Origin of the sequence: Brachybacterium sacelli, from assembly GCF_017876545.1 — a bacterium.
Lineage (GTDB): Bacteria > Actinomycetota > Actinomycetes > Actinomycetales > Dermabacteraceae > Brachybacterium > Brachybacterium sacelli.
The window spans coordinates 1,315,438-1,337,739 of record NZ_JAGIOD010000002.1; the positions used below are offsets into that span (position 1 = coordinate 1,315,438).

General features: G+C 71.1%; 22 protein-coding genes. 17 read left to right on the forward strand and 5 right to left on the reverse strand.

What is annotated here, in order from left to right; translation table 11 throughout:
* The first annotated feature begins 33 nt into the window (after positions 1 to 33).
* From JOF43_RS20410 to JOF43_RS20465, 12 genes are all read left to right on the forward strand, one after another.
* Positions 34 to 1,032, forward strand: a complete 999-nt coding sequence (locus JOF43_RS20410) for a LacI family DNA-binding transcriptional regulator (protein WP_209904976.1) — start codon at positions 34 to 36, stop codon at positions 1,030 to 1,032.
* A 140-nt stretch (positions 1,033 to 1,172) separates the two neighbouring features.
* A complete protein-coding gene (gene aqpZ / locus JOF43_RS20415; RefSeq protein ID WP_209904977.1) occupies positions 1,173 to 1,913 on the forward strand; it encodes an aquaporin Z in 741 nt (246 codons plus the stop codon).
* Between the two features lie 121 nt (positions 1,914 to 2,034).
* Positions 2,035 to 3,255 (forward strand): peroxidase-related enzyme, encoded by a 1,221-nt coding sequence (locus JOF43_RS20420; RefSeq protein WP_209904978.1) that lies wholly within the window; start codon positions 2,035 to 2,037, stop codon positions 3,253 to 3,255.
* A gap of 42 nt (positions 3,256 to 3,297) precedes the next feature.
* Positions 3,298 to 4,371, forward strand: a complete 1,074-nt coding sequence (locus tag JOF43_RS20425) for an ABC transporter substrate-binding protein (RefSeq protein WP_209904979.1) — start codon at positions 3,298 to 3,300, stop codon at positions 4,369 to 4,371.
* Entirely contained in the window at positions 4,368 to 5,468 is a 1,101-nt protein-coding gene (locus tag JOF43_RS20430; protein ID WP_209904980.1) for a FecCD family ABC transporter permease, read from the forward strand. Before JOF43_RS20425 ends, JOF43_RS20430 begins: the two co-directional genes overlap by 4 nt.
* Complete coding sequence (locus tag JOF43_RS20435) at positions 5,465 to 6,292, forward strand: ABC transporter ATP-binding protein (protein ID WP_209904981.1); 828 nt, start codon at positions 5,465 to 5,467, stop codon at positions 6,290 to 6,292. The genes JOF43_RS20430 and JOF43_RS20435 overlap by 4 nt, the downstream gene beginning before the upstream one ends.
* The gene (locus JOF43_RS20440) at positions 6,289 to 8,193 is read left to right on the forward strand and encodes an FAD/NAD(P)-binding protein (RefSeq protein WP_209904982.1); all 1,905 of its coding nucleotides are present in this window, start codon (positions 6,289 to 6,291) and stop codon (positions 8,191 to 8,193) included. Before JOF43_RS20435 ends, JOF43_RS20440 begins: the two co-directional genes overlap by 4 nt.
* A 69-nt stretch (positions 8,194 to 8,262) precedes the next feature.
* Positions 8,263 to 9,003 (forward strand): GntR family transcriptional regulator, encoded by a 741-nt coding sequence (locus JOF43_RS20445; RefSeq protein WP_209904983.1) that lies wholly within the window; start codon positions 8,263 to 8,265, stop codon positions 9,001 to 9,003.
* Entirely contained in the window at positions 9,000 to 10,037 is a 1,038-nt protein-coding gene (locus tag JOF43_RS20450; RefSeq protein WP_209904984.1) for an ADP-ribosylglycohydrolase family protein, read from the forward strand. Before JOF43_RS20445 ends, JOF43_RS20450 begins: the two co-directional genes overlap by 4 nt.
* Positions 10,038 to 10,042: 5 nt before the next feature.
* Entirely contained in the window at positions 10,043 to 11,530 is a 1,488-nt protein-coding gene (locus JOF43_RS20455) for a purine-cytosine permease family protein (protein WP_209904985.1), read from the forward strand.
* Positions 11,531 to 11,559: 29 nt separating this feature from the next.
* Entirely contained in the window at positions 11,560 to 12,510 is a 951-nt protein-coding gene (locus JOF43_RS20460; protein ID WP_209904986.1) for a PfkB family carbohydrate kinase, read from the forward strand.
* 38 nt (positions 12,511 to 12,548) lie between these two features.
* The gene (locus JOF43_RS20465; protein ID WP_245354636.1) at positions 12,549 to 13,022 is read left to right on the forward strand and encodes an ATP-binding cassette domain-containing protein; all 474 of its coding nucleotides are present in this window, start codon (positions 12,549 to 12,551) and stop codon (positions 13,020 to 13,022) included.
* 3 nt (positions 13,023 to 13,025) lie between these two features.
* Here JOF43_RS20465 and JOF43_RS20470 read toward each other — a convergent pair whose 3' ends face one another.
* A complete protein-coding gene (locus tag JOF43_RS20470) occupies positions 13,026 to 13,652 on the reverse strand; it encodes a TetR/AcrR family transcriptional regulator (protein ID WP_209904987.1) in 627 nt (208 codons plus the stop codon).
* Between the two features lie 117 nt (positions 13,653 to 13,769).
* Between JOF43_RS20470 and JOF43_RS20475 the strand changes: the two genes are divergently transcribed.
* The gene (locus tag JOF43_RS20475) at positions 13,770 to 14,594 is read left to right on the forward strand and encodes a sugar phosphate isomerase/epimerase family protein (protein ID WP_209904988.1); all 825 of its coding nucleotides are present in this window, start codon (positions 13,770 to 13,772) and stop codon (positions 14,592 to 14,594) included.
* The gene (locus JOF43_RS20480) at positions 14,591 to 15,727 is read left to right on the forward strand and encodes a Gfo/Idh/MocA family protein (RefSeq protein WP_209904989.1); all 1,137 of its coding nucleotides are present in this window, start codon (positions 14,591 to 14,593) and stop codon (positions 15,725 to 15,727) included. The genes JOF43_RS20475 and JOF43_RS20480 overlap by 4 nt, the downstream gene beginning before the upstream one ends.
* 116 nt (positions 15,728 to 15,843) lie before the next feature.
* Here JOF43_RS20480 and JOF43_RS20485 read toward each other — a convergent pair whose 3' ends face one another.
* The gene (locus JOF43_RS20485) at positions 15,844 to 17,403 is read right to left on the reverse strand and encodes a UDP-N-acetylglucosamine 1-carboxyvinyltransferase (protein WP_209904990.1); all 1,560 of its coding nucleotides are present in this window, start codon (positions 17,401 to 17,403) and stop codon (positions 15,844 to 15,846) included.
* 111 nt (positions 17,404 to 17,514) lie between these two features.
* Here JOF43_RS20485 and JOF43_RS20490 point away from each other — a divergent pair, with 111 nt between their 5' ends.
* Positions 17,515 to 17,829 carry a YrhK family protein gene (locus JOF43_RS20490; RefSeq protein WP_209904991.1) on the forward strand — a complete coding sequence of 105 codons (315 nt, stop codon included), beginning with the start codon at positions 17,515 to 17,517 and terminating at the stop codon, positions 17,827 to 17,829.
* 8 nt (positions 17,830 to 17,837) lie between these two features.
* Here JOF43_RS20490 and JOF43_RS20495 read toward each other — a convergent pair whose 3' ends face one another.
* The 3 genes from JOF43_RS20495 to JOF43_RS20505 form a co-directional block, all read right to left on the reverse strand.
* Positions 17,838 to 18,365 (reverse strand): HNH endonuclease, encoded by a 528-nt coding sequence (locus tag JOF43_RS20495; protein ID WP_209904992.1) that lies wholly within the window; start codon positions 18,363 to 18,365, stop codon positions 17,838 to 17,840.
* A 115-nt stretch (positions 18,366 to 18,480) separates the two neighbouring features.
* Complete coding sequence (locus tag JOF43_RS20500; RefSeq protein ID WP_209904993.1) at positions 18,481 to 19,743, reverse strand: DUF418 domain-containing protein; 1,263 nt, start codon at positions 19,741 to 19,743, stop codon at positions 18,481 to 18,483.
* A 3-nt stretch (positions 19,744 to 19,746) separates the two neighbouring features.
* Complete coding sequence (locus JOF43_RS20505) at positions 19,747 to 20,328, reverse strand: small multidrug efflux protein (protein ID WP_209904994.1); 582 nt, start codon at positions 20,326 to 20,328, stop codon at positions 19,747 to 19,749.
* A 217-nt stretch (positions 20,329 to 20,545) separates the two neighbouring features.
* Here JOF43_RS20505 and JOF43_RS20510 point away from each other — a divergent pair, with 217 nt between their 5' ends.
* Both JOF43_RS20510 and JOF43_RS20515 read left to right on the forward strand, forming a co-directional pair.
* Complete coding sequence (locus tag JOF43_RS20510; protein ID WP_209904995.1) at positions 20,546 to 21,703, forward strand: sensor histidine kinase; 1,158 nt, start codon at positions 20,546 to 20,548, stop codon at positions 21,701 to 21,703.
* Positions 21,700 to 22,302, forward strand: a complete 603-nt coding sequence (locus JOF43_RS20515; protein ID WP_209904996.1) for a response regulator transcription factor — start codon at positions 21,700 to 21,702, stop codon at positions 22,300 to 22,302. The genes JOF43_RS20510 and JOF43_RS20515 overlap by 4 nt, the downstream gene beginning before the upstream one ends.

Below are 22,302 nucleotides of genomic sequence, written 5' to 3' on the forward strand. Positions count from 1 at the left end.
GCAGAGAGCAGCACCGGGGACGGGGAGGGAGCCATGGCCGGCAGGAGAGGTGAGCGCAAGAAGCCGCCGACGAGCCAGGACGTCGCGCGCCTGGCCGGCGTCTCGCAGTCCACCGTCAGCTATGTGCTGACCGGCTCCCGCCCCATCTCCGAGACGACGCGGACACGGGTCGAGGACGCGATCGACAAGCTCGGCTACCACCCCAACTCCGGTGCCCGCACCCTGCGCTCCCAGCGCAGCGGTGTGATCGGGCTGATGGTCCCCGAGGCCGACGCCGACGACGGTGTGCTGATGGTCTTCATCGGCGCCATCGCGCGCGAGGCCCAGCGCCATGGCTACGACATCCTGCTGGTCACCGCTCAGGAGGGTGCCCCGGGGATCCGTCGCGTGGTGCGCACCGGGGTGTGCGAGGCGCTGATCCTCATGGAACTCGACCGGCACGACGAGCGCGTCGCCCCCGTCATCGAGTCGGGGCTGCCGTTCGTGACGATCGGCAAGCCGGAGGAGTTCCCGCAGGGTTCGGTCGTCGACCTCGATTTCGAGATGCTGGGCCGGATGGTCGTCGAACGTGCGGTCGAGGAGAGGTGCGACCACCTGCTGCTGTTCGGGGCGCCGGACCGCAAGCGCGAACGCAATGACGTCTCCCGTTTCCTGGCCGGGGTCGAGGACAGCGCGGAGGAGAGCGACCTGGAGGTGGTCCTCGACCACGGACCGCTGTCCGGGGCGCCGGAGCGGGCCCTGCGCATGACCCTGCCGAACCAGCGCACCGCCCTGTCCGGCATCACCGGGGTGCGCCAGGCCCTCTTCGCCATGGCCGCCACCGGTGCGCTCGTGGACGAGACCCGGGTGCTCATCGCCCTCAGCGGCGAAGACCTGGTCGACGTCAGCCCGCTGCTCGCCGCGGTGCCGCAGATCGACCCCCGACGGATAGAGATCAGCGAGATCGCCGTCGCCGAGCTGGTGAGGCTGCTGCGCATCGAGGGGGCCGGACCCCGGATCACGCTGGTAGAGCCGCGCTGGGTCGAGGGCTGATCGGCGCGGTGCCCGCCGCACCGACGCGTCCGGTGGGTTCCGTGACCGGACGGTCAGGACGTGCCAGACTCACGGGCAGGGCCGGTGGTCATCCAGATCACACCCGGCGCCCCTTTCCCCGGATCCTCACGGAGGTCCCCATGCCCGACGTCTCCGCCCCCACCCTGTTCTCCCGACTGGCCGCCGAGTTCCTCGGCACCTTCTGGCTCGTCTTCGGCGGTTGCGGCGCCGCCGTGCTGGCGGCCGGTTTCGTCAACCCCGATGGCACTCACCTGGGCATCGGTTTCCTCGGTGTGGCCTTCGCCTTCGGCCTGACGGTCCTCACCGGGGCGTACGCCCTGGGTCACCTCTCCGGCGGCCACTTCAACCCTGCCGTGACCTTCGGTGTATTCCTGGCCGGTCGGATCGAGGCCAAGGCCGTGCTGCCCTACGTCCTCACGCAGATCGTGGCCGGCATCGTCGCCGCGGCGGTGCTCTTCGTGGTCGCCAGCGGGCAGAGCGACTTCGCGATCGATCCGACGGCGCCGGGCTCCTTCGCCACCAACGGCTACGGGGAACTCTCGCCCGGCGGGTACAGCCTCCTCGCGGCGCTGGTCCTCGAGATCGTGCTGACCGCCGTATTCCTGTGGGTCATCCTCGGGACGACCGACGGACGCGCCCCGGTCGGCTTCGCCCCGCTGGCCATCGGCCTGACGCTGACGATCATCCACCTGGTCGCGATCCCGGTCACCAACACCTCCGTCAATCCGGCCCGCTCCCTGGCCGTGGCGGTGTTCAACCCGGCCGCCCTCGCGCAGGTGTGGCTGTTCTTCCTGGCGCCGGCGATCGGTGCCGCCATCGCGGGGCTCAGCTACAAGATGCTGTTCGCCGCCAAGGAGTGAGCGTGCCGGTGACGACGTGTGACCCGCTCCGCGGCCATGAGCTGGTCACCGAATCCTCGGGTGAGCCCTCCCACACTCTTCTAAGGCATAGTGCGGCTTGGCACGGACATAAGATGGCTGTATGTCTGATGCGCCCACGCCCTTCGACGCCCACCAGATCCTCGCGGCGGTCCTCACCGAGTCCCCGGAGGCCCCGGAGGTGCGCGCTGCCCTGACCGCGCTGCGGCCCGAGGTCCTCGCCCATACCCGCGAGGCCTACGACGCGCTGTACCGCAGCGAGCAGCTGCTCCCTGCTCCGGTGCTGCACGCGCTCGCGGTCGTCGCCGCGGACTGGCAGGGGAGCGGTCCGCTGGCCCAATGGCATGCAGCCCAGGGCGCCGACGCCCGCCTCACCGCCGCCGACCCGATCGCCACGGACCTCCACGGCCTGGGCGCGACGCTTCTGAACGCGCTGCGCGACCACGTCGACCTGCTCTCGATCTCCCCGGCCCTCATCGGCCGCGAGGACCAGGAGCGCCTCCGCGGGGCCGGCGTTGACTCCTCGCTGGCCGTCCTGGTCAGCCAGCTCGTCTCCTTCGAGAGTTATCTCCAGCGGCTCGTCGTGGGCCTGGCCGCCCTGCACGGCGTCGAGGTGCCCACGGCGATCGCGCCGACCCGCAGTCCGCTGACCCGGGGTCGCGCCGCCGCGCACGGTGGCCCCACCGTCACCGGTCGCACCCGCCCGTCGGCCTTCACCCGTGAGGTCCTCCAGTGGGAACCGTGGATCGCCGTGCCCGGCGAGGACGAGCTCACCGAGCACCAGCGCGCGTCCTTCGCCTCCAAGTCCAGCACGAACAGCGTCTACTTCCGGATGCTCTCGCTGACTCCCGGGATCACCACCGCCCGCAGCGCCCTGGACAATGCGATCTTCCTGCCCCGGGACGGCGCTCCCAAGGCCGAGCGCGAGCTCGCTGCGGCCGTGACCAGCAAGGTCAACGACTGCATCTACTGCGCCTCCGTGCATGCCCGGAAGTCCGCCGGATTCTCCCAGCGCGAGAACGACGTCGATGCGCTGCTCGCGGCCGACCTCGTGCGTGACGGCGACTGGATCGCCGCGGACCTCGCCCCGCTGGCCGCCGATCAGGATCCCCGCTGGTCCGCCGTGATCACCGTGGCTGCCGAGCTCTCGCGCCCGCGCCCTCGGCTCACCTCCGCCGATCTCGAGCCGCTGCGCGAGAGCGACCTCACCACGGCCGGGATCGCCGATCTCCTGACCGCCGCCGCCTTCTTCGCCTGGGCCAACCGCCTCATGCTCAGCCTCGGTGAGCCGTCCCTGCCGGACGCCGAGCGTGCCGCCGCCTGACCGCCCCGCCTCACCCCACATCCCGATCCCGTCCGAGGAGCCATGACCTCTGCACTCCGCCGCCGCGCCCTGCTCGGCGCCGCCGTCGCCGCCCTGCCCGTCCTGGGCTTCGCCGCCTGCGGCGAGGTGACCGTGGAGGGTGAGGGAGTCTCCGGCGGCGGCCAGGCCGTCACCCTCGTGGACGACCAGGACCGGGAGGTGGAGCTTCCCGGTCCCGCCCAGCGCGCGGTCGTCCTGAACAGCTACACCAACGAGTTCGTGCGCGCGATCGGCGCGGGGGACAGGGTCGTCGGCGTGGACCGCGCCTCGCTCGACCGCCTGCCGTACCTCTCCCTCGAGGAGGGCGAGGTCATCGCCGAGGGCCTGGATCAGTTGAACTACGAGGCCATCGCACAGCTCGAACCCGACGTGGTGATCCTTCCCCGCAACGCCATCTGGCAGGAGGCCGCCGAGCAGCTCGGGCCCTTCGGCATCCCGATGGTGGTCGCGACCGCCTGGGACACCGAGGTGGTCGAGGATACCATCACCCTGCTGGGGCAGGTGTTCGGCGCCGAGGGCGGGGCCCGGACCGTCCTGGACTTCAAGGACGAGATCACGGGCCTCCTGCAGGATCGCCTCGCCGACGTGCAGGCCGTCCCCGTGTACTTCGAGACCGTCGAGCCGTACCTCACGGCACTGCCCGGCTCCGGGTTCCACACCATGATCGAGGCGGGCGGGGGCACCAACATCTTCTCCGACGCCTCCGGCGGCGACGCCCAGGAGGAGCTGACGGTCGACCCCAGCGAGGTGGTGCTGCGCGACCCGCAGTTCATCGTCCACGAGTTCGAGCCCTCCGCCGAGCCCGTCGACCGCTTCGCGGAGATCCGGGAGAACATCTCCGCCCGGCCCGGCTGGGACGGCATGACCGCACTGCAGCACGGGAACGTCGCGATCGCGAACGGCTGGGCCACCTCCGCCCTCGGCAAGGCCATCGGCGCGCTCTACCTCGGCGCCTGGCTCCATCCCGAGGAGCTCGAGGGCGTCGATCCTGACGAGTACCTCACCCGCTGGGTCACCGAGTTCCAGGAGACCCGGCTCAGCGATCCCGCCGACTACGTCCAGGGGCCCACCTCATGACGGCCACCCTCGAGACCTCGCGCCAGGACGCCCGAGCCCCCGAGTCCGCCGGGACGACCGCCGCCCGCCGCCGCGAGCTGCGCAAGTCCCTCACCCTCGTCGTCGGTCTCATCGCCTCCGTGCTCGCCCTGGTCACCGCGGTGACCATCGGCACCTCCGGGGTCGGGTTCGGCGACGTGGTCCGCTCGATCATGCTCAGCATCTTCGGCGGGACCATCAGCGCCGAGTTCGCCTCGTCCTACTCGGTGATCACCCAGCTGCGGTTGCCGCGCGTGCTGCTGGCCTTCGCCGCGGGCGCCGCCCTGTCCGTCTCCGGTGTGCTCATGCAAGGGCTTCTGCGCAACCCGCTGGTCAGCCCTTTCACGCTGGGCGTGTCCCCGGCGGCCGCCTTCGGGGCGGCCCTGGTGATCACCGTGGCCGGCACCAACCAGCTGCCGGTCTGGGCCACCATCGGCGGGGCGATGGTGATGGCGCTGACGGTCTCCGCCGTGGTGCTCGGCATCGCGACCGCCCGACGCATGGCCGTGGCCACCCTGCTGCTGCTCGGCATCGCCATGACCCAGATCTTCGAGGCGCTCACCTCGGCGCTGCAGTTCACCGCCAACGAGAACACGCTGCAGGCGATCATCCGCTGGACCTTCGGGTCCGTGAACGACGCCAGCTGGAACGACGTGCTCGTCGTCGGCATCATCACCGCGATCGCCATCCCGCTCACCCTGTGGTTCTCGAAGGATCTCAATGCCATCGCCTTCGCGGGCGACGACGCCGCCCGCAGCTTCGGCGTGAACGTCGGCCCGCTGCGCGTCGGCCTGATCGCCCTGGCGGTCACGCTGGCCGCGGTCGTGGTCAGCTTCTGCGGGATCATCGGTTTCGTCGGACTCGTCGGCCCCCATATCGCGCGCCTGGCGATCGGCGCCGACCACCGACACCTGCTGCCCTTCGCAGCCCTCTCCGGTGGGCTCCTGCTGCTGGTGGCCGACGCCGTCGGCCGTACGGTGATCGCCCCGGCGGTGGTGCCCGTCGGCATCGTGGTCGCCTTCATCGGCGGTCCCGTGTTCATCTACCTCATCCTCACCCGAAGGAACACCCTGAAGTGAGCCTCACCGTCGACACCCTCTCCTTCTCCTATGGGAAGCGGAAGATCCTCGAGGACATCTCCTTCGAGGTCGCCCCGGGGGCCTTCTGCGCCCTGCTGGGCCCCAACGGCTCCGGCAAGTCCACCCTGGTCAAGGCCATCGCCGGCGTGCACCGGGCGAAGGCCGGTCGGGTCACGGTCGAGGGTCGGGAGACCGCCTCGCTGGGACGCCGCGAGCTCGCGAAGGTGGTCGGCTACGTCCCGCAGGCCGGTGACGCCCCCTTCGACCTCACCGTGCGCGAGGCCGTCATGCTGGGCCGCACCCCGCACTACGGCCTCACCCCGCGCGAGGAGGACCGCACGAAGGTCGAGGACGCGATCGTGCGGATGGGGCTCACGGACCTCTCCGAGCGCAGCATGTCCGAGCTCTCCGGCGGCCAGGCCCAGCGCGCTCTCATCGCCCGGGCGCTCACCCAGGACACCCGCGTGCTGCTGTTGGACGAGCCCACTAGTGCCCTCGACCTGCGCTACCAGATCGAGACCCTGCAGCTGGTCCGGCAGATCACGCGTGAGGAGGGCATCAGCGCCCTGATCGCCATCCACGACCTCAATCACGCCGCCCGCTACTGCGACCAGGTGATCGTGCTGCACCGCGGGCACGTCACGGCCGACGGCCCTCCTGCCGAGGCGCTGCAGGCCGCGACGCTGCGCACCGTCTACGAGGTGGATGTCGAGGTCGAATCGAGCGACGACGTCGTCGAGGTGCGCCCCCGCGTGGACGGACACGGCTTCACCCGCACCGGCGCGCGCCTCGACGAGCTCGAGGCCCCGACGGGAACGCGATGAGAGCACTCGACGGGATCATCGTCGGCGGCGGGCCCCGAGGGGTCGCCACGGTGCTGCGCAGTGCCGCCCGCGTCGCGGCCGACGGGCGGGCCCCGCTCCGCCTCGCCGTGATCGACGCCCTCGCCGTCGGGTCCGGCGGGACCTGGCTGATCGATCAACCCGGCGAGTACCTCAACAACACGCAGGCCGATGCCACCACCGTCCACCCCGACGAATCCACCCCGATGAGCGGGCCCGCCGCGCCCGGCCCGGACCTCGTGCAGTGGGCTCGGTCCGTCGTCGACGCCGGCGGCCACCGCGTGGGCCCGTGGGTGCTGCAGGAGGCCCGGGCACTGGTCGGTGCCACCTTCCCCTCCCGCCGCCTGCAGGGGGTCTACTTCCGCGACCAGCTGGAGGCGGCGATCGCCTCCGGGCACGTCGAGGTGGAGGAGATCCACGGCCGGGTCGTGGACTTCGAGCGGGTGGGGGAGGGCGGCGACGTCGTCACGGTGCTCGCGGACGGCCGGCGCCTGAGCGCCCCCACCGTGGTGCTCGCCCAGGGCATGGTCCAGGCCCGCCGCACCCCGGAGGTGACCGCGCTGCTCGAGGCCGCCGAGCGCTTCGCCCTGCGCTACGTCGAGCCCGGCATGCCCGCCGAACGCGACTACACCGCCCTCCCGGCCGGGCAGAGCGTCCTGGTGCGCGGCCTGGGCGCGAACTTCTTCGACGTCATCGGCCAGCTCGCCGCGGAATGGGGCGGGGCGCTCGGGTCCGTCCCCGGTGACCCGACGGGACGGCTGCGTTATGTGCCCAGCGGCCGGGAGCCGCACCTCGTGGTCGGCTCCCGGCGCGGCGTCCCCTACCGCTCCAAGCCCGACGGCGGCCGCGCCGTGCGCCCCTTCACCCCGCGCTGGCTCACTCCCGAGCACGTCGCAGACCTCTCCGCCCGCTCCGACGTCGACTTCGCCGCCGAAGTGTGGCCGCTGATGGCCCGCGAGTTCGCCCGCGTGTACCTCGAGGCGCTGACCGAGCTGGCGCCGGAAGCCATCACCGGCGACTGGCTGAGCGGCCTCGGGGCGGCGCAGACCCAGGACGAGGTCGATGCCGTGCTCGAGGCCGCGATCGGCGACCCCCGCTGGACCTGGACCCTCGACGAGCTGCACCGCCCCACCGTCGGCGACGCGGTCAGCGGCGCCGAGTGGGATGCGATGGTCGCACGGCTGGTCGAGGACGAGCTCGGCTCCCTCTCCGTCCCGGCCGGCCACCCCCGCGCCGCGGTCAACGGCGCCATGGGGGCGCTGCGCAAGCAGGTGGGACGCTTGACGAAGCTCGGCGCGTTCCACGGCACCTCGCTGGCCCGGGACGTGCTCGGCTGGTTCGACGGAGACTCCCTGGCACTGGCCTCCGGGCCGCCCGCGGATCGCGTGCGCCTGGTGCTGGCCCTGCTCGAGGCCGGCGTGATCGAGCTGCTCGGCCCGGAGACGGTGGTCGAGGCCGATGAGCACGAGGGCGTCTTCCGTGCCGCCTCGCCGATCACCGGCCGAGTCGCCACCGCGCGGGTGCTGCTGGAGACCCGCATGTCCAAGGGGAGGATCCCGGAGACCGACGATCCGCTGCTGCGCTCCCTGCTGGACTCCGGTCGCGCCCGGATCCACACCGTCGACGGCGTGCCCACCCAGAGCCTCGAGGCCACCGGCGCCGAGTACGCCGAGGACACCGAGCACCTCGGGAGCGGACACAACCTGATCGCGGCCGACGGCAGCGTCGACCCCTCCGTGATCGTGCTGGGGATCCCTGCCCAGAGCACCCAGCCCGGCAGCGCCATCGGCGCCAGCCCGGGGGTGCCCTCACCGTTGCTGGCCGGGGCCGATGTCGCCGCGAAGCAGATCGTGGCGCGGATGCGGGCGGGAGTGGCTGCGTAGAGCGGTCCCGCCGCCCACCGGCCGGTCCGGGCTTGTGTCCTCGCGGCTCGACCGTGTACGTATAGATGTATGAACATGTCCATACAGGTCTCGCGGGGCAAGCGGCAGACGATCGTCGACACCCTGTCACGACGCATTCGCGAAGGGCACTACGCACCGGGCACCCGGCTCGAGGGCGAACTGCGCCTCGCCGAGGAGTTCTCCGTCTCCCGCGGCACGATCCGCGATGCGCTCGGTGAGCTCCAGCAGCGACGGATGATCGCGACCGAGACGGGACGCGGCTCGTTCGTCATCTTCGACGGCCAGCCGCTGAGTCAGGACCGCGGTTGGGCGCAGTCGATGGCCGATACGGGCAGCACGGTCACCACCGAGATACTCGGCATCGAGCCGGTGGAGCGACGCGCCGTCCCCCTGCTGCCGACGGAGGTCACCCTCGCCGCCGGCATCGCGATCCGCCGCGTGCGCACCCTGCACCGCGAGGACGAGGGACCTGCCCCCATCTCCTTCGAGTGCGCGACCGTCCCCGCCCACGGCCGACTGGCCGACCTCCCCGAGCACGGCCTGCTCGACGGGTCGCTGTCGGCCACCCTCGCCGCGGCCGGGCTCCACCCCGCCCGTGGCACCCAGCGCGCCGATGTCCACCTGCTCGACGAGCGCGAGGCCGGGATCCTGCACCGCGACCCCGGCACGGCGTTCCTGCGCACCGCCCGGACCTCCTTCGATGTCGACGGCGCCGTCGTCGAGCACGTCGTCTCCCTGCTGGACCCCCAGCACTTCACGCTCTCCCTCAGCTTCGGAGACGATCGATGACCCCACGCGCCCGGACCCAGAGCGCCCCGGCGAGCACGACCGACCGTGCCCGGGGAGCACTGCTCGGCCTCGCCATCGGCGACGCGCTCGGGATGCCCACCCAGTCCCTGCCCCGGGAGGGGATCGAGGATCGCTACGGCACGGTCGAGGGCTTCCTCGACGGGGCGGCGGACCAGCCGATCGCGCCCGGCATGCCCGCCGGATCCATCACGGACGACACCGAGCAGGCACTCATCGTGGCGCGGCTGACCATCGCGGGCGAGGGCATCGTCGACGGCCACGAGTTCGCCGCCGCGCTCATCGCCTGGGAGCAGGACATGATCGCCCGCGGGTCGCTCGACCTGCTCGGTCCCTCCACGAGATCCGCGCTCGCGACGCTCCAGGCCGGGGCGCCCCTCGAAGAGACGGGCCGGTACGGGACCACGAACGGGGCCGCCATGCGGATCGCGCCGGTCGGGATCGCCCACCGCCCCGGCCCCGGACTGGTCGAGGCCGTCGTCGCCGCGAGCCGCGTCACCCACAACACGGGCCTGGGCATTTCAGGAGCGGCCGCGATCGCCGCCGCGGTCTCCGCGGGAATCGACGGAGCCGACACCGACGAGGCACTCGAGATGGCACACTCCGCGGCGCTCGAGGGGCATACCCGGGGCCACTGGGTGGCCGGCGGATCGATCCCGGCGCGGTTCGCCGCCCACCGGGATCACGTGCGGGCCCTGGACCCCGCCTCCGCCGCAACCTACCTGTACGACGTGGTCGGCACCTCCGTGCAGTCCCAGGAATCGGTGGTCGCCGCGCTGCTGCTCGTGGACCGGGGGCGGCTCGCCCCCTTCGACACCTTGTGCACGGCGGCCTCTCTCGGCGGCGACACCGACACGGTCGCCGCGATGGCCGGCGCGGTGCTCGGAGCCGTGCACGGACCCGGCGCCTTCCCGGACGCAGTCCTCCGGCAGGTCCTGGAGGTCAACGACCTCGACCTGGACCCCCTCGTGCGGCAGCTGCTCGCCGTACGCCACACATCGACGACGACGAGGTGACACCGATGTCTGCCCCCGAGACCGGCACCGCGCCGGCCGCGAATCCCTTGGACGACGCCGCCGCGCCGAGCGGAGGTGCGATCGGTGCCCTCGAACAGCGCGGCATCGAACCGGTCCCCGAGTCGGAGCGCGACGGGAACCCCCTGCAGCTGTTCTGGGTCTGGTTCGCCGCCAACATCTCCGTGCTCGGCCTCCCGCTCGGAGTCAGCCTCGTGGTGCTCGGGCTCTCCGTGTGGCAGTCGATCCTCGTCGCTGTCCTGGGCGCCTTCGGATCGTTCGCTGTGGTCGGCCTGATCTCCGTCGCAGGGCGACGCGGCGGCGCCCCCAGCCTCACCCTGTCGCGCGCCGTCTTCGGCACCCGGGGGAACGCCGGGCCGGCCGCCGTGGCGCTGGTGTCCCGCCTGGGATGGGAGACCGTCAACACCTCCACCGCCGCTCTGGCCGTGGTCACCATCGTCTCGCTCGTGGCGGGGACCGGTGGGGATGCGAAGTCCGCCCCTGTGATCGCCGTGCTAGGCGTCGTCCTGTTCGTCGCGTTCACGGTCGCCGTCTCCGGTATGGGCCACGGGGTGATCCTCCTCGTCCAGAAGTGGTCGACCTGGATCTTCGGCGGAGTGAACCTGCTGATCCTCGGATTCCTCGTGGCCACCATCGATTGGTCCCACGTGGCCCAGGCGCCCCATGGCTCCACGGCCGCCGTCGTGACGGGGATCGGCACGATAGCGGCCGGCACCGGCATCGGCTGGGCGAACTCGGGAGCCGACATGGCGCGCTACCAGGCGCCGCGGGTCCGGGCGCTCTCCTTGGTGATGTCCGCCTCCGCGGGCGCCGGGATCCCGCTGGTCGTCATGATCTCCATGGGTTCGATGCTGGGGACGTCCGATGCCGGTATCGCCGCCTCCGCCAACCCCTTGGATGCGATCCGGGACACCCTGCCGCACGCCGTCGCGGTCATCTATCTGCTGGTCTCCTTCGTGGGGCTGCTGCTGTCCAACCATCTCTCCGTCTACTCCGCGGGCCTGACCACTCTCACCCTCGGGCTGCGGGTGAAGCGCGTGCACGCCGTGCTCGTCGACGTCGTCGTGACCACCACCGGGTCCCTGCTGTTCCTGCTGGTCGCCGACGGGTTCTACGGACCGTTCATCACCTTCATCTCCCTGCTCGCGGTGCCGATCTCCGCCTGGGTGGGCATCTTCCTGGTCGACATGGCCCGGCGCCGCCACTACGACCCCGAGGCTCTGCTGGACCTCTCCCCGGGCAGTGCGTACTTCTATCGCGGGGGCGTGCGCTGGGCGGCCCTCGGCCCCTGGCTGATCGCGATCGTCGTGGCGGCGCTGTTCCTGCGCATCGCCCCGGGCGAGCAGGCCTGGTACACGGGCCCGTTCGCCGACACCTGGATCGGTGCGAACGGCATGGCCTGGGTGCTCTCCGCCGTGATCGGCGGCGTGCTCTACGCCCTGGTCGCCCTGCGCACCCGTGGGAGCGCATCGTGAATGCGGCACCGGGGACGCCTACCGGACGCGTGATCCATACCGGGCAGGGAGTCGTCGACCTGGTGATGCGGATCCCGGAGATGCCGGGGCTCGGCGGTGACGTGTTCGCCACCGGTCACCAGTTCCTCCCCGGCGGCGGGGTCAACGTCATGGTGGCCGCGGCCCGCGACGGGGCCGAGGTCCTCTACGTCGGGGGGCACGGCACCGGGCCCTTCGGCGACCTCGTCCGCGAGGCGCTCCGGGCGGAGGGTGTCGCGCTCCTGGCACCGATCGATCCGGACACGGACACGGGGTTCAGCGTCGCGCTGGTGGAGGACAGCACCGAGCGCACCTTCGTCTCCACCACGGGGGCGGAGGCGCACGGCAGCGCAGACCAGCTGCACCGCGCGGCGGCCGTCCCGGGGGACGTGGTCTACGTCTCCGGGTACTCCCTCGTGCACGAGCAGAACCGTCGCGCCCTGCTGGACTGGCTGCCGACGCTCCCGGCGCAGTGCCAGGTGGTGGTCGACCCGGCTCCGGTGATCGGTGAGGTGGGCCTCGAGGACATCGAGGTGCTGCTCCAGCGCGCCGACGTGTGGACAACGAACGACCGGGAGGCGTGGATCCTCCTCGAGCGGCTGACCCTCGAGGCGATGCCGCAGGACGGCCCCGAGAGCCTCGCGGCGGCCCTGTGCGCCCGGACCTCCCGGCAGATCGTGATGCGCGCCGGATCCGACGGCGCCTATCTGGCACGACCGGGCGAACCGGTGCTCGCCGTGCCTGCGCCGGCCGTCGACGCGGTCGACACCAACGGTGCCGGTGACGCACACGCCGGGGTGATGTGCGCGCGGCTCGCAGCGGGGGAGGGCCTGCTCGGTGCTGCGCGAAGAGCAGGCGTCGCCGCCGCGCTCGCCGTGACCCGGCATGGTCCAGCGACGGCACCCACCGCGGCTGAGACCGACGCGTCGATGCGCGGTGCACCTCGTCCTGGGGGGATGTGACCCAACGCAGACTCGGTGTGGGACCGTCACGCCTATCAATGGAGTTTCTGGGGGCGGGGGAGGTTCCCCTGGGCAAGGTCCCTCCGGACCGGGCCGACGCCCTCATCGAGGAGTGCCTGGGCTTCGTCGGCATGACGCCGAAGGAGACGCTGCACAAGTTCCCCCACCAGCTCTCCGGCGGTCAGCGCCAGCGGGTCATGGTGGCCCGCGCCCTGATGATGCGCCCGAAGGTGCTGCTCGCCGATGTGGCGACCAGCATGCTCGATACGACACTGCGGGCGAACGTGCTCAACGTGCTGCACGACCTCACGGACGAGCTGGGGCTGACGGTCCTGTTCATCACCCACGAGTTCGGCCAGGCCTGCTATCTCGCCGATGAGGTCGCGGTGATGGAGCAGGGGAGGGTGGTCGAGCGGGGCACCACCGAGGAGGTCATCTTCTCCCCGCAGGCCGACTACACCAAGCGTTTGCTGTCGGACGTCCCGGACCTGCGTGGGAGCTTGACGTCGTAGACCTCAGGAGGGCGGCGCCAGCAGCACGGCGAAGGTCTCCAGGGTGCGCTGGAGCTCGATCGAGGGCTCGAGCAGCCACTGGATCTGCAGACCGTCCGAGGCCGCGATGAGCAGAGCCGCCGTGTCGGACGGGTCCACGTCGGCGCGGATCCGTCCCTCGGTCTGCTCCGCGGTCAGCCGCTCGGTGAGCTCCTGACGGATCCGGGCGAAGCGCGCGGTGAAGAACTCGTGGGAAGGGCTCCCGTCGACGGCGAGCGAGGAGGCCACCAGGGTCGTGTACAGCTCCACCGTCCCGGGCACCTCGAGATTGAGCATCGCGGCCTTGACCAGCACGTCGAGCGCCGAGATGGAATCGCCATACATCGTCGCGGTGTCCCGCTTCGACTCGGCGTGCTCGTAGACCGCCACCAGCAGCTGCTCGCGCGAGTCGAAGTAGTGCAGCAGCGCCGCATGGGAGACGCCGATGGCGGTCGCGATGCGCCGCAACGAGGTCCCGTCGGCCCCGCGCTCCCGGAACACCTCGATCGCGCGGTCGAGGATCTCCTGACGGCGGGCGACGCCCTTGGAGTACGACCCTGCGCGGCCGATGATCCGGGACTCCGCGGGGGCGGCGTGTTCCTCGGTGGACATGCGGCGATGCTACCCAGAAAGAAACCTCCATGTGGAGGGTTTGCGTGATAATGTCTGCTCCACGCCCTCACCGTGACGTGCGGCCAGCGGGTGACAACGTGTGAAAGAAGGTTCTCCGTGGCATTGCCCATCGCCTCCATCCAGCTCTACACCCTGGCCGCCGAGTTCTCGGCGGACATGAACGGTTCCCTCGACAAGCTCGCCGCGATCGGCCTGCGCACCGTCGAGGCCTTCGACTTCGTCCGTCGGCCGAAGGAGATCCGCACCGCTCTCGACCAGGCCGGTCTCAGCTCCCCGACGGGCCACGCCCCGCTGCTGTCGGACGAGCTGTGGACCCCTGACGGCTCGATCCCCACGCCGGCCAACGAGGTCGTCTTCGAGGCGGCGGCCGAGATCGGGATGACCACCGTCATCGACCCGATGGTCCCCACCGAGCGCTGGCTCACCGAGGACGGCGTCAAGGACATCGCCGAGCGCCTCAATGCCGCCTCCGTCACGGCGAAGGAGTACGGGCTCAGCGTCGGCTACCACAATCACGCCCAGGAGTTCCTCGCCTCCTTCGACGGGAAGACCGCCTACCAGCGCTTCCTCTCCCTCGTGGACCCCTCCGTCCAGATCGAGCTCGACCTGTTCTGGGCTCTCGTGGGCGGTCAGGATGTCGTCGGCCTTGTCGAGGAGCTCGGCGACCGCCTGGTGGCGATCCACGTCAAGGACGGCGTCGCCCCGGCGTCGAACCCCTTCGATCCCGAGGCCCCGAAGTTCGACTCCTCCAGCCTCGACCAGCGCCACGCCGGCTCGGGCGACGTGCCCACGATCGAGGCGATGCAGGCGGCCACGAACGTGCAGTACGCCGTCATCGAGTACGACAAGGCCCCCGGCGACGTCTTCGAGGACATCGCCGACAGCTACCGCTTCCTGATCGAGAAGGGCCTGGCCGCATGAGCGCCCCCGCCACCTCTCCCGTCGGAGTCGGCTTCATCGGCGTCGGCGTCATCTCCGACACCTACCTGGAGAACCTCGGATCCTTCCCGGACGTCGACGTCCTGATCGTCGGCGACCTCGACACCGAGCGTGCCGCCTCGCAGGCCGCCAAGCACGGCGTGCCCGCCTCCGGCACCGCGCAGGACGTGCTCGACCATCCGGACGTGCAGGTCGTCGTCAACCTGACGATCCCCGCCGTCCACGCCGAGATCTCCGCCGCCGCGGTGACCGCCGGCAAGCACGTGTGGACCGAGAAGCCGCTGGGACTGGACCGCGAGTCGACCTCGGCGCTGCTGGCGCTGGCCGAGCAGTCCGGGGTGCGGGTGGGCTGTGCGCCCGACACCGTCCTCGGCCCGGGCGTCCAGACCGCCAAGCGCGAGGTCGCCAAGGGCACCATCGGCCGCCCTCTGTTCGCCCAGACCTCCATGCAGTACCAGGGTCCCGAGGTCTTCCACCCGAACCCCGGTTTCCTCTTCGCCAAGGGTGCGGGCCCGCTGCTGGACATCGGCCCGTACTACTTCACGACGCTGGTGAGCCTGTTCGGCACCGTCGAGAAGGTGGCCGCCGTGGGCCTGAGGGCGAAGGACGAGCGTGCCATCCAGGTGGGTCCGAACGCGGGGGAGTCCTTCCCCGTCGAGGTCCCCTCGACCATCTCGGTGCTCACCCAGTTCGAGGCCGGTCAGACCGGCACCTCGCTGGTCAGCTTCGATTCGCCGCTGGCCCGCCAGGGCGTCGTCGAGATCCACGGCACCGAGGGCTCGCTCGTGGTCCCCGACCCCAACATGTTCGAGGGCCGCATCGCCTACGTGCGTCCCTTCGAGTCCTTCGGCGAGCAGCCGCCGGAGCAGGAGTGGATCGAGGTCCCGCAGGAGGGCGTCGTCACCGGTCGCGGCCTGGGCCTGCTCGACATGGTCCGTGCCATCGCCGAGGGCCGCCCGCACGTGGCCAGCGGTGAGCTCGGCTACCACGTGCTGGACGTGATGCTCTCGGCCGAGGAGTCCGCTGCCTCCGGCGAGTTCGTGACCGTCGACAGTGCGGTCGCCGACGTGCCGCTGCTGCCCGAGGGCTTCGACCCCTTCGCCCGCACGGTCTGACCAGCGGGCGCTCGCCGCACGGCAGCCCGCTGCGCGTGACACGCTGAATCCCCCGATATGGCCCGATCCCGGGTCATATCGGGGGATTCGGCGTGTCTCCGGAGGGCGGCGCTGCCTCAGATGTCGCGGAACGTCTCGATCCGCGCGCCGAGCTTGTTCAGCCGCTCGGCGAGGTCCTCGTAGCCGCGGTTGATGACGTACACGTTGCGCAGCACCGACGTGCCCTTGGCGGCGAGCATCCCCAGCAGGATCACCACGGCCGGCCGCAGCGCCGGCGGGCAGACGATCTCGGTGCCGCTCCAGCGCGTCGGTCCTTCGATGAGCACCCGGTGCGGGTCCATGAGCTTGACGTTCCCGCCGAGCCGGGTGAGCTCGGTCAGGTAGATCGCCCGATTCTCGTAGACCCAGTCGTGCAGCATGGTCTGGCCCTCCGCGCTCGCGGCGATGATCGCGAAGAACGGCAGGTTGTCGATGTTCAGTCCCGGGAACGGCATCGGGTGGATCTTGTCGATCGGGGCCCGGAGCCGGGAGGGGTGGGTGGTGATGTCCACCAGACGGGTCTGACCGTTGCGGGCCGTGTACTCCTCGGAGCGGTCGTAGCTGAAGCCCATCTCCTCGAGGATCGCCAGCTCGATCTCTAGGAACTCGATCGGCACCCGCTGCACCGTGATGCTCGAGCCGGTGACGATCGCGGCCGTGATCAGGCTCATCGCCTCGATCGGGTCCTCGCTGGGGGCGTACTCGACGTCCTTGCGGCTCCCGGTGGTGCCCCGCACGGTGAGGGTGGTGGTGCCGATCCCGTCGATCCGGACGCCGAGCTTCTCGAGGAAGAAGCACAGGTCCTGGACCATGTAGTTGGGGCTGGCGTTGCGGATGATGGTCTCGCCGTCGTACCGGGCGGCGGCCAGCAGCGCGTTCTCGGTGACGGTGTCCCCGCGCTCGGTGAGGACGATCGGACGACGGGGCCCGGTGCCCGCGGAGGAGGTCGCCTGGTAGTACCCCTCGGTGGCCACGACGTCGAGCCCGAAGGGGCGCAGCGCGGTCATGTGCGGCTCGACGGTGCGGGTGCCGAGGTCGCAGCCGCCGGCATAGGGCAGCTGGAAGGACTCCGCGCGGTGCATGAGCGGGCCCAGGAACATGATGATGCTGCGCGTGCGGCGGGCGGCGTCGGCATCGATGGAGTCGAGGTCGAGGTGCTCGGGGACACGCAGCTCGAGGTCGTTGTCCTCGTTCAGCCAGCGGGCCTTCACCCCGATCGAGGTGAGCACCTCCAGCAGCCGGTTGACCTCCTCGATGCGGGCGACCTTGCGCAGCACCGTGGTGCCGGTGTTCAGCAGGGAGGCGCACAGCAGCGCGACGCCGGCGTTCTTCGAGGTCTTGACCTCGATCTCGCCGTGGAGGGTGGTCCCGCCGTGCACCCGCAGGTGGCTGGGGCCGGAAGCACCGACGCCGACGAACTCGGAGTCGAGCGCGGCCCCGAGCCGGGAGAGGGTGTCGAGGGTCAAGTTCTGCTGCCCCTTCTCGATACGGTTGACCGCGCTCTGGCTGGTGCCGAGCTGGGCGGCGAGCTGGGTCTGGGTCAGGTCTGCGTGGAGGCGGGCGTCGCGGATGATCCCGCCGATCCGCTCGCGGTAGTTCTCGGTCCCGGGGGCGGGCATCTCCGTCGTCTGCGTCATGGAGCCGACGCTATCTCACGTATGAGATACCTGCTATGGGTTCACGTGCGTTCCTCGTCACGTCACGGGCCGTCGCGGTGGGACAGTGGGGCAGACCATTGAGGAGGGCCCATGAACGATCGCGACCATCGCGCCGACCGCCACCACGACCGCAGCGATTCTCCCCTGGAGCTGACTTTCGGTCATCACGAGCTCGAGCTCAGCCAGCGCTATGAGTCCGCGAGCATCGCCAACGATGTGCTGATCGGCTTCTGGTTCATCATCGGCTCGATCTGCTTCTTCTCCGAGCAGCTGATGACCGTCGGCACCTGGCTGTTCCTGATCGGCAGCATCCAGATGACCATCCGCCCCGCCATCCGTCTCGCCCGCCGGGTGCACCTGCGGCGCCGCGGCAGCTCGCAGTCGGCGCACCCGATGGACTTCTGAGGACCGGCTCAGCCGGCCGCCGGCACCGGCAGCGCCTCGACCTGTCCGCCGACCCGGTAGGCGTGCGCCGGGTCGTACGGCTCGAAGCGCAGGTCCATCCCGGCTTCCATGGGGGTCCGTGCGCCCTTGCGGTTGTTGCACTCCTTGCACGACGAGACCAGGTTCAACCACGAGGACTCACCGCCGTGGGAACGGGGAACGATATGGTCGACCGTGGCCAGCAGGGCCTCGCAGGCCGGCGTCTTGGACACGCTGCGCCCGCAGTACGCGCAGTTCCAGTGGTCACGTTCGTGGACCGCGCGGAAGGAGAAGCCGACCGAGCGTTGCCCGGCGCCCTCGACCCAGGCCCCGCTGAGCTCTCGGGTGAGCTCGAGCGCGAGGGGGATGATGCGGTCCTCGAGGATGGTCAGCTCGACGGGGTTCGCGACCTCACGCCGGATCATCCCGAAGGCGTGGCGCACGGTGGTCGTGTGCAGCAGCTCGCCGATGCCGGTCGTGACGTCGTACCCGAGGTTGTAGACCTTCACCACGGGCATCGTCCTCACCACCTTCCGTCGGGCCGTGCTGCGATCACAGGTCACCGCACGTGTGACCTGGTGCACGCAGTCCTCACTCTTGAATTGTGCGCGCCCCGGGTGGCGCGGAGGCCCTTCATCGGTGTATGGCCTGGAAACTCTGCGTGTCGGAGCCGTAGCTCAGGCGTCTCAGCAGCACCTCGGCGGGCCCCCGCCGACCGGCTCGCTCGAGCGCCAGTGCGCCCATGAGCGTCGCGAGCCAGACGGCGACCGCGAGCAGCATCGCCGACCAGCTGGACAGGTGCGCGCCGAGTCCCAGACCCCAGGCCGTCAGCAGCGGTGCATAGACCGCGGACTGGGCGAGGTAGCCGCTGAGCGACCGGCGGCCGAGGGCCGACAGGGCCCGCACCGGGAGGCTCTCGCGTGCGGCTCGGGTGCGGATCCGGTCTGCGATCAGACCGAACAGCGCTGCATACCCGGCGCCGGCGAAGATCCCCGAGTAGAAGGTCGCGGGACCCAGCAGCGACGGGTTCGACAGCTCGAGGAATCCCAGGTGCACGAGTGCCTGGGCGAGCCCGACGCTCCATCCGATGCCGATGCCCACCCCGGCCACCCACGTCAGCAGCCGACGGTGTTGCTGCGGCTCCTCGAGGACCCGATGGCGGGCGGCGAGCAGACCGATGAGGAACACCGTGGGCAGAGCCAGTGTCGCCACGCCGCTGACCAGGCCGAACAGCCACTGCGGGAGGCGGATCAGCGAGGCGAGCAGGGCGGACGGCTCGGCCAGGCTGACTCGCTGGGACGCCGCCGCGGCCGCGGCGGCGTCCGTGCCGGGGACCAGCAGCGTGCTGAGCATCGAGAGCAGCATGCCGGCGGCGCCGAGCACGAGCAGGACGCTGATCCACACCCCGAGGGTGCGGTCCGAGCGACGGAAGAACAGCGGCATCATGAGCAGCCCGATCAGCCCGTAGGTGCCCAGGATGTCGCCCTGCCACAGCAGAGCCGCGTGCACCAGACCGAAGACCAGCATCCACAGGTGCCGTCGGCGCAGAGTGCCCCGGATCTGATCCGCGGGGATGCCCCGGGCGGTCTGTCGAGCGGCCATCTGCCCGATGCCGTACGCGAACAGCAGGCCGAACATGGTGTGGGTGCGACCGTCGACGACCACGATGGTGAGCGCCTGGGCGAGACGATCCGGCCAGGTGCCGTCGGCCGGATGCATCGGGCTCGCGCCCACGTCGGTCAGGTACAGGAACCAGGGGGCGTGCGCGAGTGCGATGAGCAGCAGCATCATGCCGCGAGCGAGATCCGGGGCGAGGGCCCGGTCGGCCAGCGGGGTGGGGCGGACGCGCCGCTCGGCCTCGGCCCCGGTGCGCGGGGAGGTCGGTGTGCTCGTCATGGGTCAGCCCGTGAGGACGGTGAGGATGCCGGTCGCCGCGAGCGTGATCAGCGTGGTCCACATGACGATCGCGATGACCTGCCAGAGCAGCACCCAGTTGCGCCGCACCCCGGAGGCGACGAGCGTCGCCGCGGTGAGGTGTGTGGGCAGGGCGAGGGGGCCGATCAGGCTCGCGCCGGGGACCCCGAAACGCACCACCCAGCGCATCAGGCGCTCGCGGCCCTTGGACGGCTTCTTCGCGGGGGCGAGGTCGCGGCCCTCGGCGTGCTCGTCGGCGCCGGCGGCGGCCGGCGCCCCGGCGAGCACCTCGACGCGAGAGCCGACGGCGGCCTTCTTCTCGGCCCGACGGCCTACGATCGCGGAGCGGATCCGATCACCGAAGTGGACGATGACGAAGACGATGAGGATGTTGCCGCTGGCCCCGGCCACGGCGGCGAGCACCGGGTTGATGCCCGCTATCACGCCGAGGGCCGCGGAGCCCTCGCCCTCGATGTACGGGACCATGCCCGCCAGGGCGACGACGAACGGCTGGAGGAGAGCGGGGACCTGGTCGACGAGATTCTGGAGGCCTTCGTAGGGACTCATGCTGACTCCTTCGGGAGGTGCGGGATGCGATGTATCCAGCCTGGTCGAGCGCCCCTCGTCGCTGTAGAGCGGGATGTCAGCAGTCCTGGTGACCGATTCCCGGGCACCGTCTGACACGTGTCATACGCACGGATGACGCGCCGCACTACTTCCCCGGTCGCGAGTGCGAGAGTCTTGGTGCGGCGAGTGCGACCGACGAGACGGAGAGCGGGGTCCGATGACCGAGCAGAGCAGCAGGACCGGGGAGAGGCCGTCGACGCGCCTCTGGTCCACGCAGGACCCGCCGACCGAATTCCGGGGGCTGCTGTTCGGGGCCGCGATCCTGATCGGGCTCCCCGCCCTCACCCTGACGGTCATCGAGCGGCCCGGGAACCCCGCCACGGCGGCCGCGGTCGCGGTGATCGTCGTCTCCCTGCTGCTGTCGATCTGGCTGGTCCACCGGGGGCGCAGCTCGCTCTCGACGACCACGATGAGCTTGGTCCTGGCCCTCGCGGCCCTCGCCATGATCCTCGCCTTCGTCCTCGCCCAGGACCCGATCACGGTCATGGCCACGAGCGTCCCTTTCGGATTCGGCGTGGCGTGGATGCACCCGCGCTGGCTCCCGGCCGCCGTCGGTCTCGGTGCGATCGTGGTGGCCGCGGTGGTGGCGAGCTGGGTGCACGACAGCGGCGTCGCTCCGCGTGAGGTGGTGATGATGGGCATCTACTTCGGGGCCGCTGTGATCGGCTTCGCCGGCACCAGCCTCGGCTGGCAGATGCAGCAGCGGCTGGACCAGCACCACGCCGATCAGCACGAGCTGTCCCTGGCGCGCGAGCGTCTGCGCTTCGCCACCGATCTCCACGACATCCAGGGCCACACCCTGCTCGCGATCAAGATGAAGGCCGAGCTGGCCCGGCGCAGCCTGGACCGGGACCCCGGCCGCGTGCTCGCCGAGCTGCAGGACATCGAGGACCTCGCCGCCCAGGCAGGGGACCAGACCCGGGAGCTCGCCCAGGGCTACCGCAGCCTCACCCTCGCCGCCGAGCTCGCGAACCTCGACCAGCTGCTCACCGCCGCCGGGATCCAGGTCCGCATCGACCGCGGCGAGCCGGCACCTCCCGCGGAGCAGGAGGAGCTGTTCGCGACGCTGGTCCGGGAGGCCACCTCCAACATCCTGCGGCACGCCGACGCCGCCCATGTGCGCATCGAGCTGACCTCGACCTCGGTCCTCGTCCGCAACGACGGAGCCGTCGGCGAGCCGGAGGCAGGCGGTGGCCCCGGGGGCAGCGGCCTGGTCGGTCTGCAGCGCCGCTTCGAGCGCGCCCGCGGCCACGTGACCTGGCAGCAGGAGCGCGATCGCTTCACCGTCACCGGCACCCTGGAGGAGCCCTCATGATCCACGTCTTCCTCGCCGACGACGAGGACATGCTCCGCACCGCCCTGGTCTCTTTGCTCGAGCTCGAGGACAGCCTCACCGTCGTGGGGCACGGCGGCACCGGCCGAGCCGCGCTCGAGCACGAGCCGGCCTCCGAGGTCGACGTCCATGTCCTCGACCTGGAGATGCCCGACCTCGACGGCGTCGACACCGCCCGCGCGCTCGTGGCCCGGGACCCGGAGGCTGCGATCGTGATGATCACCCGGCACGCCCGGCCCGGGATCCTGCGCTCCGCCCTCGCCGCCGGGGTGCGCGGATTCGTCCCCAAGAGCACCAGCGCCGATCAGCTGGCCCGTGTCATCGAGCGGGTCCACGCCGGCGGGCGCTACGTCGACCCCGAGCTCGCAGTGACGGCGCTGGGTTTCGACTGCCCGCTCACCGAGCGCGAGGTCGACGTGCTGCGGCTGACCCATCAGGGACTTCCCGTCGCCGAGATCGCCGCACATCTCCACCTCGCCCAGGGGACGGTGAGAAACTATCTCTCGGACGCCATCGCGAAACTTGGCGTCGCGGACCGTCACGCAGCCGCCAGGGAGGCGCGCGCGCACGGCTGGATCTGA

What these genes read in the sequence shown, in the direction of transcription:
- JOF43_RS20410 (WP_209904976.1), top strand. Translation starts at nt 34, where the DNA reads ATGGCCGGCAGGAGAGGTGAGCGCAAGAAGCCGCCGACGAGCCAGGAC.
- aqpZ (WP_209904977.1), top strand. Translation starts at nt 1,173, where the DNA reads ATGCCCGACGTCTCCGCCCCCACCCTGTTCTCCCGACTGGCCGCCGAG.
- JOF43_RS20420 (WP_209904978.1), top strand. Translation starts at nt 2,035, where the DNA reads ATGTCTGATGCGCCCACGCCCTTCGACGCCCACCAGATCCTCGCGGCG.
- JOF43_RS20425 (WP_209904979.1), top strand. Translation starts at nt 3,298, where the DNA reads ATGACCTCTGCACTCCGCCGCCGCGCCCTGCTCGGCGCCGCCGTCGCC.
- JOF43_RS20430 (WP_209904980.1), top strand. Translation starts at nt 4,368, where the DNA reads ATGACGGCCACCCTCGAGACCTCGCGCCAGGACGCCCGAGCCCCCGAG.
- JOF43_RS20440 (WP_209904982.1), top strand. Translation starts at nt 6,289, where the DNA reads ATGAGAGCACTCGACGGGATCATCGTCGGCGGCGGGCCCCGAGGGGTC.
- JOF43_RS20445 (WP_209904983.1), top strand. Translation starts at nt 8,263, where the DNA reads ATGAACATGTCCATACAGGTCTCGCGGGGCAAGCGGCAGACGATCGTC.
- JOF43_RS20450 (WP_209904984.1), top strand. Translation starts at nt 9,000, where the DNA reads ATGACCCCACGCGCCCGGACCCAGAGCGCCCCGGCGAGCACGACCGAC.
- JOF43_RS20455 (WP_209904985.1), top strand. Translation starts at nt 10,043, where the DNA reads ATGTCTGCCCCCGAGACCGGCACCGCGCCGGCCGCGAATCCCTTGGAC.
- JOF43_RS20465 (WP_245354636.1), top strand. Translation starts at nt 12,549, where the DNA reads ATGGAGTTTCTGGGGGCGGGGGAGGTTCCCCTGGGCAAGGTCCCTCCG.
- JOF43_RS20470 (WP_209904987.1), bottom strand. Translation starts at nt 13,652, where the DNA reads ATGTCCACCGAGGAACACGCCGCCCCCGCGGAGTCCCGGATCATCGGC.
- JOF43_RS20480 (WP_209904989.1), top strand. Translation starts at nt 14,591, where the DNA reads ATGAGCGCCCCCGCCACCTCTCCCGTCGGAGTCGGCTTCATCGGCGTC.
- JOF43_RS20485 (WP_209904990.1), bottom strand. Translation starts at nt 17,403, where the DNA reads ATGACGCAGACGACGGAGATGCCCGCCCCCGGGACCGAGAACTACCGC.
- JOF43_RS20490 (WP_209904991.1), top strand. Translation starts at nt 17,515, where the DNA reads ATGAACGATCGCGACCATCGCGCCGACCGCCACCACGACCGCAGCGAT.
- JOF43_RS20495 (WP_209904992.1), bottom strand. Translation starts at nt 18,365, where the DNA reads ATGCCCGTGGTGAAGGTCTACAACCTCGGGTACGACGTCACGACCGGC.
- JOF43_RS20500 (WP_209904993.1), bottom strand. Translation starts at nt 19,743, where the DNA reads ATGACGAGCACACCGACCTCCCCGCGCACCGGGGCCGAGGCCGAGCGG.
- JOF43_RS20505 (WP_209904994.1), bottom strand. Translation starts at nt 20,328, where the DNA reads ATGAGTCCCTACGAAGGCCTCCAGAATCTCGTCGACCAGGTCCCCGCT.
- JOF43_RS20510 (WP_209904995.1), top strand. Translation starts at nt 20,546, where the DNA reads ATGACCGAGCAGAGCAGCAGGACCGGGGAGAGGCCGTCGACGCGCCTC.
- JOF43_RS20515 (WP_209904996.1), top strand. Translation starts at nt 21,700, where the DNA reads ATGATCCACGTCTTCCTCGCCGACGACGAGGACATGCTCCGCACCGCC.